Below are 14,576 nucleotides of genomic sequence, written 5' to 3'. Positions count from 1 at the left end.
GTCGCATGCCCTACGTCGTCACCCAGTCCTGCTGCAGCGACGCGTCCTGCGTGTACGCCTGCCCGGTCAACTGCATCCATCCCACGCCCGACGAACCGGACTTCGGGACGGCGGAGATGCTGTACGTGGACCCGAAGGCGTGCGTGGACTGCGGCGCCTGCGCCACTGCGTGCCCGGTCGACGCCATCGTGTCATCGAAGAAGCTGACCGAAGAGCAGAAGCCGTTCATCGAGATCAACGCCGATTTCTACCGGTTGACCCGGCCGCGCCCGCTGCTGGCCCGGCCGATGCCGGCGGCGCGGATCCGCACCGAGCGCACACCGCTGCGGGTGGCGATCGTGGGATCGGGACCGTCGGCGATGTATGCCGCCGACGAGCTGCTGACCCAGCCCGACGTGTCGGTGACCGTGCTCGATCGGCTGCCGGTGCCCTACGGGCTGGCCAGGCACGGCGTCGCGCCCGACCACGGCAAGACCCGCAAGGTCGGCGAGCTGTTCGACCTGATCTCGGCGCAGCCGGGGTTCGGCTCGTACCTGAATGTAGAGGTCGGGGCGCATATTTCGGCGGCCGAACTGCTCGATCACTTCCACGCCGTGATCTACGCGGTCGGCGCGTCGTCGGATCGAAAGTTGGGTATCCCGGGTGAGAGTTTGCCTGGCACCGTGTCGGCCACCGATTTCGTGGCCTGGTACAACGGCCATCCCGACTACGTGGATCGGGTCTTCGACCTATCCGATCGTCGTGCGGTGATCGTCGGCAACGGCAATGTGGCGCTCGACGTCGCACGCGTCCTGACCAGTGACCCGGATACGCTGGCCCACACCGATATCGCGCCATACGCGCTGCGGGCATTACGGGAGAGCAAGGTCGAGGAAGTGGTCGTGCTCGGTCGGCGCGGTCCGCTCGAATCCGCGTTCACCGTGCCGGAATTCGTCGGTTTGCTCGGGTGCGATGTGGACATCGTGATCGAAGGCGAGCTGCCCGGCCTCAGCGCTGAGCTGCCCTTCCACGTCGAACAGAAGCTGCGACTGCTGCACAGCGTGCGCACCCGGCCGGTCGGTGCGCGCAAGCGAATCGTGTTCCGCTACCTGGCCGCACCCACCGAAATCCTCGGCGCCGACCGGGTGACCGGAGTCGAGGTCGGCCGCACCGAGCTCGTCGCCGATCCGGGCGGGCGTATTCGGGCCGTCGCGACGGGAGAGACCGATCGGCTCCGAGCCGGAGTGGTGCTCACCTCGGTCGGCTACCGTGGCGTCGCGATGCCGGGGCTGCCGTTCGACGAGAACGCGGGGGTGATTCCGAACGAGGAAGGCCGGGTGCTGGACCGCGTGGGCGGATCGGTTGTTCCCGGCGCCTACGTCACCGGCTGGATCAAGCGCGGACCCACCGGCTTCATCGGCACGAACAAGTCCTGTGCTCGAGAGACGGTGCGGCAGCTGGCCGCGGACTTCAACGCGGGGCGGCTGCCCGAACCCACCGGAACCGCAGCGGAGTTCGACCGCATGGTGCGGCTGCGTCAGCCCGCGGTACGCGCCGACGGGCGCGCGCTCGTCGACCGGCGCGCGCCCGCCGACCGGCGCGCGCCCGCCGACCGGCGCGCGCCCGCCGACCGGCGCGCGCCCGCCGGGGGAGCCGCCGCTCGTCCCGGCCGCGTCCGTCGTCTGCTGACTCGCGTCTGAACAGACCCCGCCTCGAGGTACCCGGCCTGCACCGGTACCTCGAGGCGGCCCCATGTCCCGGATGGGTCAGCGTGCGGTGAAGCCGCCGTCGATGGCCAGTGCCGCACCGGTGACGAAACTCGACTCGCCACTGAGCAAGTAGGCGCAGAACGAAGCGATTTCCTCCGGCGTGGCGATCCGGCCCATCGGGTGCAGCGCGGCGATGGCTGCCTCCCCCTCGGGGGTGGCGCCCATCGAGTTCCGGAACGCTGGAGTGTCGACCGCCCCGGATACCAGGGCGTTCACCCGAACGCCCTGGTCGGCGGCCTCCAGTGCAACCGCCCTGGTCAAGCCGACCACCCCGTGCTTGGCCGCCACATAGGGCGCCACCGAACCCATGCCGACCACGCCGAGATTCGATGCGTTGTTCAGGATCGCGCCCCCGCCGGACGCCGCCAGCGCGGGAACCTGATGCCGCAGGCCGTAGAACACGCTGGTGAGATTGAGCTCCAAGTCGGAGCGCCAGTCCACCTCGTCGATCTCCGCGACCGTCCCGAACGCGTGCACGGCGCCCGCGTTGTTGAACGCGGCGTCCAGGCGGCCGTATTCGGACAGCGCCGCCTCGGTCAGCCGGGCCACGTCCTGCTCCACCGTGACATCGGTCGGCACGAACAGCGCGCGCCCACCGGCCGCGCGGATGTCGGCGGCCACCTGGTCACCCGCGTCCTTGCCGCGCGCGCCGAGCACGACCGCGGCGCCTTCGGCTGCCACCCGCATCGCCACCGCCTTGCCTACGCCCGAGCTGGCGCCGGTGATGAGGACGACCTGCTCGGCGAATCGTGTTGGCATGTTGCACTTCCCTTTCCACTCTCGCGATCCCACTTCCGTGGGTGGGATCTCGCCGTCGAGTCAAGCCGGGCGACGAGGGCGGCGCTGGCGGATATCGGACGTTGAGTTGATACGTCAACGAGCCGCAGGGGGTGGCGGTCGCGCGCGATTAGTAGCTGAGGCAACCTTCCGGTAACCGACCGTTAAGTGTCTGTCGCGCGGTGTGTTTCGACGCTGAAAACCATCTTTGGGTCTGATTAAGGCGACGATAACGAGATCGCTGTGAAGTAGCGGAATGCTCCGGATTGCATGCGGATTGGCCATGTAGAGGGGGTGAACGCGGCGTTATCGATACATCTACCTGGCAATTCGGATGATTATGGCGATTGGCAAAACATTCCGTATCAATTGCGCATCCGCGCGGACGCGAAACAGCTAACCTGTGGTGGCTGTTTGGAAGACGACCGCGGCCACAGGGAACTCCATGTGATGGACGTGGTCACGGTGCGTTGACGGGATAGCAGATGACGACAGGTCTGGGTTTCAGCATCGGTGCAGTGAACTCCGTGACTGCTTCGGTCGCCGCCGAACGAACGCGGCCGACGGTGCGATCGCGGCGCACCGCGGTGACGTTCGACAGCGCGGGCGGCCTGCGGCTCGGGGGGATCCCCCAATTCAGCATGGCGGTCACGGATTTCGCCGACCTGGGTCGTGACCCGGACGCGGTGATCGTCGGTGGGCGCATCTGGTCGCCGGCCAACCTGATCGCCGCGGTGGTGAACGAACTCCGCGCGGTGGAGCCGGGTACGTCGGAGGCGGGAGTCGTGGCCACCTATCCCGCGATGTACTCCGACAAGCAGGTCTCGTTGTTGCGCCAGGCGCTGGATTTATCGGGAGCGGGCGACGTGCTCCTGGTGCCGGAACCTGTCGCGGCCGCGGAGTGGCTGGAACACGAGCACGGCCCGCTGGAGACGAGCTTCGTGCTGGTCTACGACCTCGGTGGCACCAGTCTCGACGTGACCATCGTGCGGGTCGGCCCGGACTGGGACAACCATCCGATGATCGGAAAGCCGGTGCGCTCCTACGATTTCGGCGGCAGGCCGCTCGGCTCGATGATCGCGCGGTACGCCCCCGACGTGTCGCCCAAGTCCACGCGCCTGTCGATGACCTCCCTCGTCGACATCGACGGGCTGCGCACCGCGCATGTGCAGGACTCTCTCGAACTGGTCCGCGACTGCGTTCGATCAGCGGGTATCACGATGTCCGATATCAGTCGCATCCTGCTGGTGGGGGGTGCGTCCCGGCCCGCCGAAGTGGCGCGCACGCTCGCCGAACTCGGGCGCCCCGTGATGATTTCGGCTGATCCCGGCCATACTGTCGCCGCGGGGGCAGCCCTGATGGCGGCGCGAACCATGGCGCTAGGCGCTTCCGGCGGCCGTGCAGGCGCTCCCCGCGTGGCTGTGTTCTCCAGCGCCGCGGTGGTTTCCGCGGTCGCCATGTCGGCCGTCACCGTGTTCGGCGGACCTACCGTCCCCGAGCTGTCGCCCATGCTCGAGCGTCTCCCGGATCTCCCGGCATCGGCCGACAACCTGCTCTACGAGGTGGGTGGCGAGCATTTCGCCGAGACTTGGTCGCGGATGTCCTCGCCAGCGGAATGGAACTCCAGTAGCGTGCTGCCCTCGCTGCTGTCCCCTCGGGCCTCCGCCTACACTCGATTCATCACGCCGGTACCGCGCAGTGCCAACTATGGGCCTTCGGTGTCCGAGTCGCGGATCGCCTCGCACCGGGACCCGCGAAACTGCTGCACCCCCGGCGGATTGCGGCGCAGCGGATACAGCGATCCCGCCTACTTCACGAATCCGCTGCCGTTCGGCCCGGTCATCCGGCCCGCGCCCAAGGACACCGCTCAGCCTCCCGCGTCCGGTCAGCCGGGCCGGATTGTTGTCGGCAGGCCTCCCGGGGACGGTCTGCCGGGTCGGCCTCCCGGGTCGGGGGAGCTTCCCGCTCCCGGCGACGTGACATCCGCACCGTCGAACACTGGTGCGCCGCTGCCCGGTGCGAACCTGCCTGCACCGCAGGGTAATTCGACCACAACGCCAGGTCCGGCTTCCGGACCGGCCATGTCTGGCTCGACGCCAGGGACCCGGACGGACATTCCTGCTACCGACGCGTCCGATTCGCAGAATGCCGGGACGGTATCGGGCGGTCGGGGTGACTCCTCCGGAACGGATTCAACGGGTAGTCCTTCGCGGGCCGGTGGAGCCTCCGGGGGCGCCTCGTCGGGAGCTTCCGACGGAACGTCGACGGGCGGAGCATCTTCGGGCACTGATTCCACCAGCGGCACGGCATCGACCAGCGGTTCGAACGGCAGTTCCTCCTCGGGCGCGTCGACTGGTCGTTCGTCGGGTGGGTCGGCTGGTGGTTCGTCGTCGGGTGGGTCGGCTGGTGGTTCGTCGTCGGGTGGGTCGGCTGGTGGTTCGTCGTCGGGTGGGTCGGCTGGTGGTTCGTCGTCGGGTGGGTCGGCTGGTGGTTCGTCGTCGGGTGGGTCGGCTGGTGGTTCGTCGACCGGCGGCTCCGCATCGAGCGGGCGTTCGGGCGGTACGTCGTCGACGGGTGGTTCGGCTGGCGGGAACTCTTCGGGCGCTTCGTCTTCCGGCGGATCGTCGAATCGTTCTGGCTCGGGCGCGGCATCGAAGCCGGGCGGGTCGTCAGCAGGTGGAGCCGGGGGTGCCAGTGGTGGCAGGGGCGGAGGCAACGGTCGCTAGGAGCGTCCACGAGTTCGACCGGTTGTGGTGCGTGGTGGTCGAAGGAAGCCGCTGTCCTGCTCGGCGGACAACGGCCACCGTCAGCCGACTGGTCGTGGTCCGCCTGCGTTCGTGGTCACCGCACTGGGAGACCTGGCAGCGGCACGAAACGTCCAGTGCGCGTACTGTTCTCGGCGTGCGCGATTTGCTGACGGGTGTCGCATCGCGGAGGCACAATAGGTTGATGGCATCCGGGGGCCCCCAGTTGATCGCGTTGGACGTGGACGGGACGCTGCTGGACACCGGGACGCCGATCAGTGCGCGGGTGGTCGCGGCGGTACGCGCAGCCATCGCGGCGGGCGCGCATGTCGTGGTGACGACGGGGCGAACCCTCCTGGCCACGCGTCCCGTGCTCATCGAACTAGGCCTGCGCGACGGGCACGCGTTGTGCTCGAACGGCGCCGTGCACATCGACGTCGCCAAAGCGGAGCCGATCGCCGTGCAGGCATTCGATCCCGCGCCCGCCATCACCGCGTTGCGGGCGTTATTTCCGGAAATGATCTTCGCGGTGGAGAAGGTGGGTATGGGAACCTGGGCCACCGGCGCCGGTCCCGGCGAATACTCACTCGGGGAGTTCCTGCTGGTCGACTACCACGCGTTGAGCAGCGAACCGACTCCTCGACTGAACGGCTGGTTGCCGGACGGTTCGCTGGAGGAGATGCTGGTCATGCTGCGCTCGCTGCGCGTGCCCGGGGCAAGCTGGGTGCACGGCGAGTTCGGGCCGTGGCTCACGGTATCCAGGGAAGGCGTGTCCAAGGGCTGGGCGCTGGAACGTCTGCGCATCGCGCTCGGCATCCCGCGCGAAGCGACACTGGCCATCGGCGACGGCTACAACGACCGCGAGATGCTCTGCTGGGCAGCGCATGCGGTAGCGATGGGCAACGCGCCCGCGGAGATCCGCGGGCTTGCCGACGAGGTCACCGATCACGTCTTCGAAGACGGCGTCGCCACCGTCCTGGAGCGCTGGTTCCGTCCCTGACCGGGCGGCCCACGGTGGAACAGCGGCCTTCCGTAGCTATTCGCGAACCGGCATCGCGGTAGACACCGCACCGAGCAGGCTCCCGCAGAGCGGACCCGGACGGTCCGGAGTTGTCGGCTGAGCCGCCCCTGACGAGGCGGTTGTCCTCGGCCAGGTCGATGAGGCGTCGTGGCGAGGTGACGGTCGCGGGGCGCACGATGTCGGGCGCCCGCTGTCTTTTCCGTCGACACAGTGCTGGTCGTGGCCCGGATCTCGGCTCTTGCCGCCGAGCCGCGCGGCGGGCGATGTACCTCATTTCGATCGAATGCTCTCCGGCAGTTGCGTTGTGACCCGCGGCAGCCGGTTCGCGTGGTGTCGGGCGGGCCTGTTCCGCCCGACACCACACCAGATCTGGTGATCTACGCGGGACCGGTCTTGGCGACGATCTCCAGGTAGTGGGGGTTCGACATCAGACCGAGGACGTTGCCGAACGGGTCGACCACCGAGGCGGTGACGAAGCCCTCGCCGTTGCCGCGCGGGGTGATGGGGTCGTAGACCGTCGCGCCGAGTTCCAGCAGCCGGTCGAACGTCGCCTGCAGATCGTCGACGTGCCAGTTGACGATGGCGCCGCCGGGCGCGTTGCGCGCGCCCGCGGGGGCGTACGCACGGTTCACGATGCCGAATTCGTGCTGGTAATCGCCGATGCGGAACTCGTAGTAGCCGCCCGCGACGTGATAGTACGGCTCCATGCCGAAGAAATCGCTGTACCAGTCCTTGGCGGCCTCGAGGTCGTCGGCGTAGAAGGTGCTCGTCGCCATTCCGCGCAGCATGAGGGTTCTCCTTCGGTTGATGTTCGTCCTTGCTTGTGAATCCATCATCCGACCAAAAGTGCGCACCAAATGATCACTTTTAACGGCAGAATTGTTCGTATGCGAGCGGACAGGTTGGTGGCGATCCTTCTGATGATGCAGACCCGCGGTCGGGTGACGGCCGCGCAGGTCGCCGCGGAACTGGAGACCTCGATCGCCACCGCGCGGCGGGATCTCGAGGCGCTTTCGGCGGCCGGTGTGCCGGTGTATCCGCAGCCAGGGCGCGGCGGCGGGTGGTCGCTGGTAGGCGGCGCACGTACCGACCTGAGCGGTTTGACCGCGGGGGAGGCGCGCGCATTGTTCCTGCTGGCCGGCCCGTCCGCGGGTGCGGTGCCGGAAGCCAGATCCGCGCTGCGCAAGCTGGTGCGGGCACTTCCGCAGACCTTCCGCGGTGATGCCGAAGCAGCGGCCGACGCCGTGGTGATCGACCCGGCCCGCTGGGGAGCGACCGACCGTGAATTGCCGCCGGTGGTATCGCTGCTGCAACGAGCGGTCGTGCAGCGCAACAAGGTTCGGCTGCGCTATGCGAACCGGACCGGCGAGCGCTCTGAACGTCTCGTCGACCCTTGGGGTCTGGTCGACAAGGACGCCGTCTGGTACCTGGTCGCGGGGACCGAGCGCGGACAGCGAACCTTCCGTGTCGATCGCATCGCCGAAGCGATCCCGACCGACGAAATCGCCGACCGCCCGGACGATTTCGATCTCGCCACCGCCTGGGCGGCGGTGGTCGAGGAGATGGAGCAGCAGCGCGCGACCGCCGCCGCGACCGTCCTCGTGCCCGAGCGCCTGGTGCCGATCCTGCGCAACCAGCAGGGCAGGCACTGCGTCGTGGACGGTCCGGCCGACGACGGTCGCGTCCGGGTCCGCATCACCGCCCCGACAGCGTGGATGATCGCCCAGCAGCTGGCCGGGTGGGGAGCATCGATCGAAGTACTCGGCCCACCCGAGGTCCGCGCCGAACTGGCCCGCCTCGGCGCCGAACTACTCGACCGCTACGGCCCCGGCACGGACAGTGCGTCCGGCGGTGCTCTCTGACGAATTCCGCGGGCAGATCCGTTGGCCTATATGCGACGTCACGGATCGCGGTCGCCAGCAGCCGCGTGGGGCGGGGTTGAGCCGAGCGCTGCAGAAGTCGCTCTGCGCGCGCGTGATGGATCAGGCGGCGTGGTGATTGCTTGTGGCGCGGTACGTGACGGATCGCGGCGGTTCGGTGCGGCGGCATAGGGCGGTGATCGGGACGTGACGGTGGCACACGCCGCAAGAGGCTCCGCCACGTCCCGATTGGAGAATCAGCGAGAGGCCGAAATCCGTTCGGCCAAGGTCCGTGCCATGTCCGAGGCGAGCACGGCGTGGCCGCTCAGGCTGAAGGCGGAAGGAATGGGACACGGCCCCAGGCGGCGGCGAACCGGACGACTCGGTACCGAGATCTTCACGAACTGGACGCGTAGCCGAGGGCCTGTTCGGCTGAGCCACTACATGAGCAGGAATCCGGCGGCAGTGCCGTGAGAACACCGGCGGGTTCCATCTTTTGCATGGTCTGCAACGAATTCCTTCTAATCCGTTGCTGGATAGCAGATTCAGTACGGGCTGATGGGTAACTTCACTGGACGGCAGGAGGTAACGTGATGATTCCTCGCTTCATCGATCAGTTTGTCCGTGCGGTCTCCGATTTCTTTGGAATGCTTCTGATTCCGTAGCCGATCCGGTCCGGGTCCGGGGCGCCTCGCTGCTCCGGACCCGAGCCGTATTCGAGTTGTCCAACTGAGCTTCTGCGTGTTTCGGTCGGCCTCCGCCACGTTCCGATCGGGAATCAGCGAGCGGCGGGAATGCGGTCGGCCAACGTGCGCACCATGTCCGAGGCGAGCACTGCGTGGCCGCTCATGCTGAAGTGGATGAGGTCGGCGCTCATCAAGTCGGGGCGCAGGCGCAGCGGGTGAGCCCAGAGTTCGAGCAGGAGCGCGTCGTAGCGGGCGGCCAGCTCGCGGACGAGATCGTTGAGCGCGGCCATGCGGTCGCGCATCGGACGCATCGGCGCCATGTGCTCGATTTCCCAGACGTCGGCCAGCGTGAAGGTGACGACCTGGGCCCCCGTGCGGGCCAGCGTTCCGAACAGGGTGTTCAGGTTCTCGCGCAGGGAGGCGATGTCGCCGCCCGGCAGGAACAGGTCGTTGCCACCGCAGCTGAGATGCACCAGGTCCGGCCGGAATTCGAGCACGAACGGCAGCTGTTCGGCGAGTACCTGCGCGGAGGTGGCGCCGATCCGGCCGGTGTTCGAGTAGGCGAGACCGGGACGCACCGCGGTGAGCACGGCGGCGACGCGGTCGGCCCATCCCACCGGCTCGTACCCTGGGCTCGGGTCGCCCACGCCTTGGGCGATGGAGTCGCCGAGCACTGCGTATCGCCGCCATGGCGCGTCGGCGAGCAGGCGGCGTTGTTCCTCAGGGGGCAGCAGCATCGGGTCGTTGGCCTCGGTGCGAATGTCGCTCATGATTGCGCTTCGCTCGTCATCCGCTACGCGCGCTGTATCGATGATTCGCCGGCTGGGCTCGCTCATGGAATCTTCCTAGCTGTCGGTGGAGTGGGACAGGGTGCGGATGGGCAAGGCCGCCAGACATGCGGCGACCGTGGCGATGCCCGCGCAGACGGCGAACAGGGTGTGGAACGCGCCGAGCGGATCGCCGGGACGCGCCGCGAACACCGCGGCCAGCACGGCGACGCCGAGCGCACCACCCACCTGCCGCGCCGTCAGATTCATGCCGGTGCCCGCGGCGAATCGCTGCGGCGGAAGCGAACTCGCGGCCGCGGTACCCAGCACGGTGACCAGGAACCCGATGCCGCCACCGCCGAGCACGCCAGCCGGAATCCACGCCGACCACAGCGCCGGAGTCGAACCGAAGGCGTCCGTGCTCATCCATACCGTGCAGGCGACGAACATCAACGCGCCGAGCACCCCGAGCCACCGCCTGGCCGCGGGAGAGCCGACTCGTCCCGCGATGGTCGCGGTCACCATCGAGGCCACCGCCCCGATGGTCATCGCGCCCGCGGAGCCGAGCACCGAATAGCCCCAGATCGCGTCCAGGAAGAGCGGTCCCGCCAGCAGCCAGGCGAACATCGCGGCACCGAAGACGAACGAGGTCGCGTTGGCCAGCGCGTACGACTTGCTGCGCCAGAGCTCCACGGCGATCGCCGGATCCTGGTGACGCGCCGAGCGCACGAGCGCGGCCACGACCAACAGCCCGCCGCCGATCAGCGTGGTGAGCGTCCCCGCCGAGGTCCAGCCCCAGCGTTGCCCTTCGGTGACGCCCGCCACCACACCGCCGAGACCGAGCGCGACCGCGAGCGTGCCGAGCGGATCCGGTAGCGCACTACCGGGCGGCCGGACGTCGGAAGCCGGGATGCGGGCCGCCGCCGCGATGAGCACGGCAGCCACCGGCACGTTGATCACGAAAACCGCTCGCCAGCTGAAGCCTTCGACCAGCGCCCCGCCGAGCGCGGGACCGACCACGGCGGCGAACCCGCCGGCGGCCGACCAGGCTCCGATCGCCGCGCCGATCTTCTCGCGCGGGGTGGCGGCGAGCACAAGTCCGAGGGCGGCGGGCACCATCAGCGCCGCGGTGGCGCCTTGCAGCACCCGGCCCGCGATGAGCCAGCCCGCGGTGGGCGCGAACCCGCACAGCAGGGAGGTCAGGGCGAAACCGGCCAGTGCGCCGAGAAAGAGCCTGCGGCGCCCGAGCACGTCCGCGAACCGGCCCGCCGGGGTGAGCAGCGCGGCGAAGGCGACCGCGTACCCGCTGACCACCCAGGTCAGCGTGGTGGCCGCCGTGCCGGGGTAGTCGCGGGCGATGGAGGGGAAGGCGATGTTGACGACCGAGAGGTCGAGGAATGCGATGAATGCCGCGCCGCAGGCGATCAGCAGTGTGCGGGTAGCCGCGCTCGCGGTTGGCGGGCTTTGGGCCCGCGCGGACACGTCGGTCATAGGAGTCCTTCGGGAGAGAGAAACAAAACGCACGATCGGTCGTACAATTAAAGTACGACCGTACGTTCGTATAAGCAACCGCTGAGTGGAAGGATGGGGCCATGACCGAGTCCGCAACCGACCCGCCGCGCGACATCGATCAGCGTTTGGCCAAAGGAGCGCGATCCCGCGCATCAATCGCCCGCCGCGCCGCCGATGTGGCTTCCGTCGAAGGACTGACCGGGATCAGCATCGGCCGGTTGGCCGGCGACCTCGGCCTCAGCAAGAGCGGCATAGCGACGCTCTTCGGCAGTAAGGAGAGCCTGCAACTGGCGGCGGTTCAGTCCGCGCGACAGGTGTTCATCGACGCGGTGATCACGCCGAGCATGCGGGAGCCCCGCGGACTGCCGCGCCTGCACGCCTTGGTCGAGCGCTGGTTCGGCCAGGTGACCGACCCGGCGTTCCCCGGCGGATGCTTCCGCGTCGCGACCATCGCCGAGTTCGACAGCAGGCCGGGCCCGGTCCGCGACGCCATCGCCGAGGACCGCCGGGACTGGCTGGCGTTGCTGGTCAAGGAGATTCGCCGCGCGCAGGAACAAGGCCATCTCGGTGAGCGCAGCGCCGACGTCATCGCTTTCGAACTGGACGCGGTCATCGCCGCGGCGCACACCGCCCGGCAGATGGGCGACGAGCGCGGCGTCGCCACTGCGCGTGCCGTAGTCGACGACCTGCTCGGTGGACCCGTCACTCAGTAGGCGACCCGTTGACGAAGTAGTCCAGATCGGGGCCTCGCTGCGGGGGGCTTCGCCAAGCTGTTGCCGCCGCCTGGGCGATCTCAGTTGCCGGGCCAGGAAAAGTTGCGCAAACCGTCGACTATGTTGTGGCTGGCGGACGCGTCACCGCCAGCTGACCCGAAGACCCCCGACCGAGCGCGACGCGGGCCGATCTGTCGTCCGCACATTCGGATTGCCCTGCCTGCAAAGCCCGGATCGGACGGATCGGGGTCGAGTGCACTGCTGGTGGAGGTCGGGCAGCTGTGCAGTCACGCCGTCGAGCCCTAGGCTAGCTCGACCTCGTTGAATCCGACGGTCAGGCTATGACGCAGCACCCGCAGCACGCCCCCTTCGCGGTGGACAAGACCCTCGTCGAAGTCGATACGCAGCTTGGCTCGACGGGCACCGACTTCCCGCACGACCCCGCAGATACCCCAGAACGGACCTTCCGGGAAGTACACGACATCACCTGGCTCATATTCGGTAAGCCCCACGCCGCCAATGTAATCGAGATCAACGACCTTTCTGCGTAGCCGCACGGCTGAGCGGGGACGGTGTCGGCGATCCGGTCTCGCCCAGTCAGGCTGAGAGTGCGGGCGTCTCGGCGATGGCCGCGTGGTAGCGATCCAGGATGACGCCCGTGAGGGCCGGGTGCGGGCCGAGTACGTCGGCGTGGACGGCGTGGGGCGCCGCGTGGAGCAGGCGGTCCGTCAGCAGGCCGGGTGCGAGGAACCAGGGCGCGACCAGGACGTGGTCGGCGCCGCGGGCGTGCAGACGCGAAATCGCCTCGGCCACCGATGGTTCGGTGGTCGCGAAGCAGATCTGGGTAAGCCAGCCGGTGCGGGCGGCGAGCCGGGCGGCCACCTCGGCGGTGCGCGCGTTGGCGGCGGCAGACGACGATCCGACCGCCGCGAGCGCGACGCCGATTCGCCGATTCGCCGAGGTGTGATCGATGTCGCAGGCGGCGAGCACGCGATCGCGCAACGCGCCGATCAGCAAGGCGTCGGCGCCGAGCACATCGGCCTGGGTCAACCGCAGCTGAGGATTGCGGGCGCCGGCCGCGGCGAGCAGGCCGGGCAGGTCGACCCTGGCGTGGAAGGCGCTGCCGAGCAGCAGCGGCGTGACCACCGCGTGGGTATGCCCCTGGGCGGCAAGGGAATCCACGACCTGCTCGACCGAAGGCGCGGTGAGGTCGAGAAATGCCGTGCGCACCTCGATGTCCGGCCGCGCGGCGGCCACGGCCGCGACGACTGCGGAAACCGTCGCCGCGGACCGCGGATCGCGACTCCCGTGCGCCACGGCGATCAGCGCGGGCGGCTGCTCCGCGCTGACCCGTCCGAGGCCGGTCGGCGCGTGGCCGAACCGGGATTTCGCGCAGCCCGCCACGGCGCCCGCGACCAGCCGGGCGCCGAACGGAACTCGCGATACCGCCATGTCAGACTCCGGTGCCGACCTCGACCGCGGTCAGCACGTCGCCGACCAAACCGGCGGCCAGCGTGTTGCCACCGGCCGGGTCGATCAGCAGAAAGCTGCCGGTGTGCCGGTTCACCCGGTAGTCGTCGGCCGCGATCGGCTCGGCGACGCGCACCGAGATACGCCCGATATCGTTGAGCTCCAACGACTCCGGGTTCGGATCGGCCGCGAGGCGCTGCTCGTCGAAGCGTTCCAGCAGCGTGCCGACGATGGCCTGGGTGGTCCGGGTGCCGTGCTTGAGCAGCAGCCGCGCGCCGGGGCGCAGCGGCTTGTCGCCCAGCCAGCACACGGTGGCGTCGAACGTGTCGATGGGCTCCGGCGCGTCGGCGGCCGAGGCGATGATGTCGCCGCGCGAGATATCGACCTCGTCGGCGAGGATCAGTGTGACGCTGCGGCCGGTCTGCGCCACCGCGAGCTCGCCGTCGGGAGTGTCGATCCGCTCCACGGTGGTGCGGATACCGGAGGGCAGCACCACGACTTCGTCGCCCGGCGCGACCGCGCCCGCCGCGATCTGTCCCGCGTAGCCGCGGTAGTCCGGGTATTCGGCGGTGCGCGGCCGGATCACGTACTGCACCGGGAAGCGCAGGCCCAGCGCGTGATCGCCGGTGCTGTCGGCGTCGACCGGCACCGACTCCAGGTGCTCGATCAGCGAGGGACCGTCGTAGTACGGGGTGTTGTCCGACCGCGTGGCGATATTGTCGCCGTGCAATGCCGAGACCGGAATCTCGAGCACGTCATCATTCGACCAGCCCAGCGTGCGGGTGAGCTCGTTGAACTCCGCGCAGATGGCCGCGAACACGGTGGCGGCGTCGTCGACCAGATCGATCTTGTTCACCGCGAGCACCAGCTTCGGCACGCCGAGCAGCGCGAGCACCGCGGCATGCCTGCGGGTCTGCTCGATGACGCCCTTGCGCGCGTCGACGAGCAGAATCACCAGCTGCGCGGTGGATGCCCCGGAGACGGTGTTGCGGGTGTACTGCACGTGCCCCGGGGTGTCCGCGAGTACGAAAGAGCGGCGCGGCGTGGCGAAGTAGCGGTAGGCGACATCGATCGTGATGCCCTGTTCGCGTTCCGCGCGCAACCCGTCCACGAGCAGCGAGAGATCCGGTGTGGCGAGACCTTTGTCCACCGACGCGCGGGTGACGGCGTCGATCTGGTCGGCCAGAACGGACTTCGTGTCGTAGAGCAGGCGTCCGACCAAGGTGGACTTGCCGTCGTCGACAGAACCGGCGGTGGCCAGCCTCAATAGGTCGGACAT

Annotated in this window: 12 protein-coding genes; 5 read left to right on the top strand and 7 right to left on the bottom strand. The window is 68.8% G+C overall.

Going from position 1 to position 14,576, the window contains the following annotated elements:
• Nucleotides 1–5: 5 nt before the first annotated feature.
• Nucleotides 6–1,679, top strand: coding sequence for an FAD-dependent oxidoreductase (locus tag OHA40_RS07745; protein ID WP_330232387.1), 1,674 nt, complete (start codon nt 6–8; stop codon nt 1,677–1,679).
• A gap of 66 nt (nt 1,680–1,745) precedes the next feature.
• Here the strand turns inward: OHA40_RS07745 and OHA40_RS07740 are convergent, their stop codons facing one another.
• Nucleotides 1,746–2,507 (bottom strand): SDR family NAD(P)-dependent oxidoreductase, encoded by a 762-nt coding sequence (locus OHA40_RS07740; RefSeq protein ID WP_330232386.1) that lies wholly within the window; start codon nt 2,505–2,507, stop codon nt 1,746–1,748.
• 536 nt (nt 2,508–3,043) lie between these two features.
• Between OHA40_RS07740 and OHA40_RS07735 the strand changes: the two genes are divergently transcribed.
• Entirely contained in the window at nt 3,044–5,251 is a 2,208-nt protein-coding gene (locus OHA40_RS07735) for an Hsp70 family protein (protein ID WP_330232385.1), read from the top strand.
• Between the two features lie 223 nt (nt 5,252–5,474).
• Nucleotides 5,475–6,269: an HAD family hydrolase gene (locus OHA40_RS07730; RefSeq protein WP_330232384.1), complete on the top strand. Its 795-nt coding sequence runs from the start codon at nt 5,475–5,477 to the stop codon at nt 6,267–6,269.
• A gap of 398 nt (nt 6,270–6,667) precedes the next feature.
• On the opposite strand, the gene OHA40_RS07725 is transcribed toward OHA40_RS07730, so the two are convergent.
• Nucleotides 6,668–7,078, bottom strand: coding sequence for a VOC family protein (locus tag OHA40_RS07725; protein ID WP_330232383.1), 411 nt, complete (start codon nt 7,076–7,078; stop codon nt 6,668–6,670).
• Between the two features lie 99 nt (nt 7,079–7,177).
• Here OHA40_RS07725 and OHA40_RS07720 point away from each other — a divergent pair, with 99 nt between their 5' ends.
• Nucleotides 7,178–8,152 carry a helix-turn-helix transcriptional regulator gene (locus OHA40_RS07720; protein WP_330232382.1) on the top strand — a complete coding sequence of 325 codons (975 nt, stop codon included), beginning with the start codon at nt 7,178–7,180 and terminating at the stop codon, nt 8,150–8,152.
• 775 nt (nt 8,153–8,927) lie between these two features.
• Here OHA40_RS07720 and OHA40_RS07715 read toward each other — a convergent pair.
• Nucleotides 8,928–9,605, bottom strand: coding sequence for an SGNH/GDSL hydrolase family protein (locus OHA40_RS07715; RefSeq protein WP_330232381.1), 678 nt, complete (start codon nt 9,603–9,605; stop codon nt 8,928–8,930).
• Nucleotides 9,606–9,680: 75 nt separating this feature from the next.
• On the bottom strand, nt 9,681–11,093 hold the full coding sequence (locus tag OHA40_RS07710) for an MFS transporter (RefSeq protein ID WP_330232380.1): 1,413 nt from the start codon (nt 11,091–11,093) through the stop codon (nt 9,681–9,683).
• Between the two features lie 101 nt (nt 11,094–11,194).
• On the opposite strand from OHA40_RS07710, the gene OHA40_RS07705 reads away from it, so the two are divergent.
• Nucleotides 11,195–11,827: a TetR/AcrR family transcriptional regulator gene (locus tag OHA40_RS07705; protein ID WP_330232379.1), complete on the top strand. Its 633-nt coding sequence runs from the start codon at nt 11,195–11,197 to the stop codon at nt 11,825–11,827.
• 302 nt (nt 11,828–12,129) lie between these two features.
• Here the strand turns inward: OHA40_RS07705 and OHA40_RS07700 are convergent, their stop codons facing one another.
• The 3 genes from OHA40_RS07700 to OHA40_RS07690 all read right to left on the bottom strand — a co-directional run bounded on the left by OHA40_RS07700 (nt 12,130) and on the right by OHA40_RS07690 (nt 14,576).
• Entirely contained in the window at nt 12,130–12,339 is a 210-nt protein-coding gene (locus OHA40_RS07700) for a hypothetical protein (protein WP_330232378.1), read from the bottom strand.
• 85 nt (nt 12,340–12,424) lie between these two features.
• Nucleotides 12,425–13,279: a sirohydrochlorin chelatase gene (locus OHA40_RS07695; RefSeq protein WP_330232377.1), complete on the bottom strand. Its 855-nt coding sequence runs from the start codon at nt 13,277–13,279 to the stop codon at nt 12,425–12,427.
• Nucleotide 13,280: 1 nt separating this feature from the next.
• On the bottom strand, nt 13,281–14,576 hold the full coding sequence (locus OHA40_RS07690) for a sulfate adenylyltransferase subunit 1 (protein WP_330232376.1): 1,296 nt from the start codon (nt 14,574–14,576) through the stop codon (nt 13,281–13,283).

The organism is Nocardia sp. NBC_00508, from assembly GCF_036346875.1.
Classification (GTDB): Bacteria; Actinomycetota; Actinomycetes; order Mycobacteriales; family Mycobacteriaceae; genus Nocardia.
This window is presented reverse-complemented; position numbering and strand designations above follow the sequence as displayed.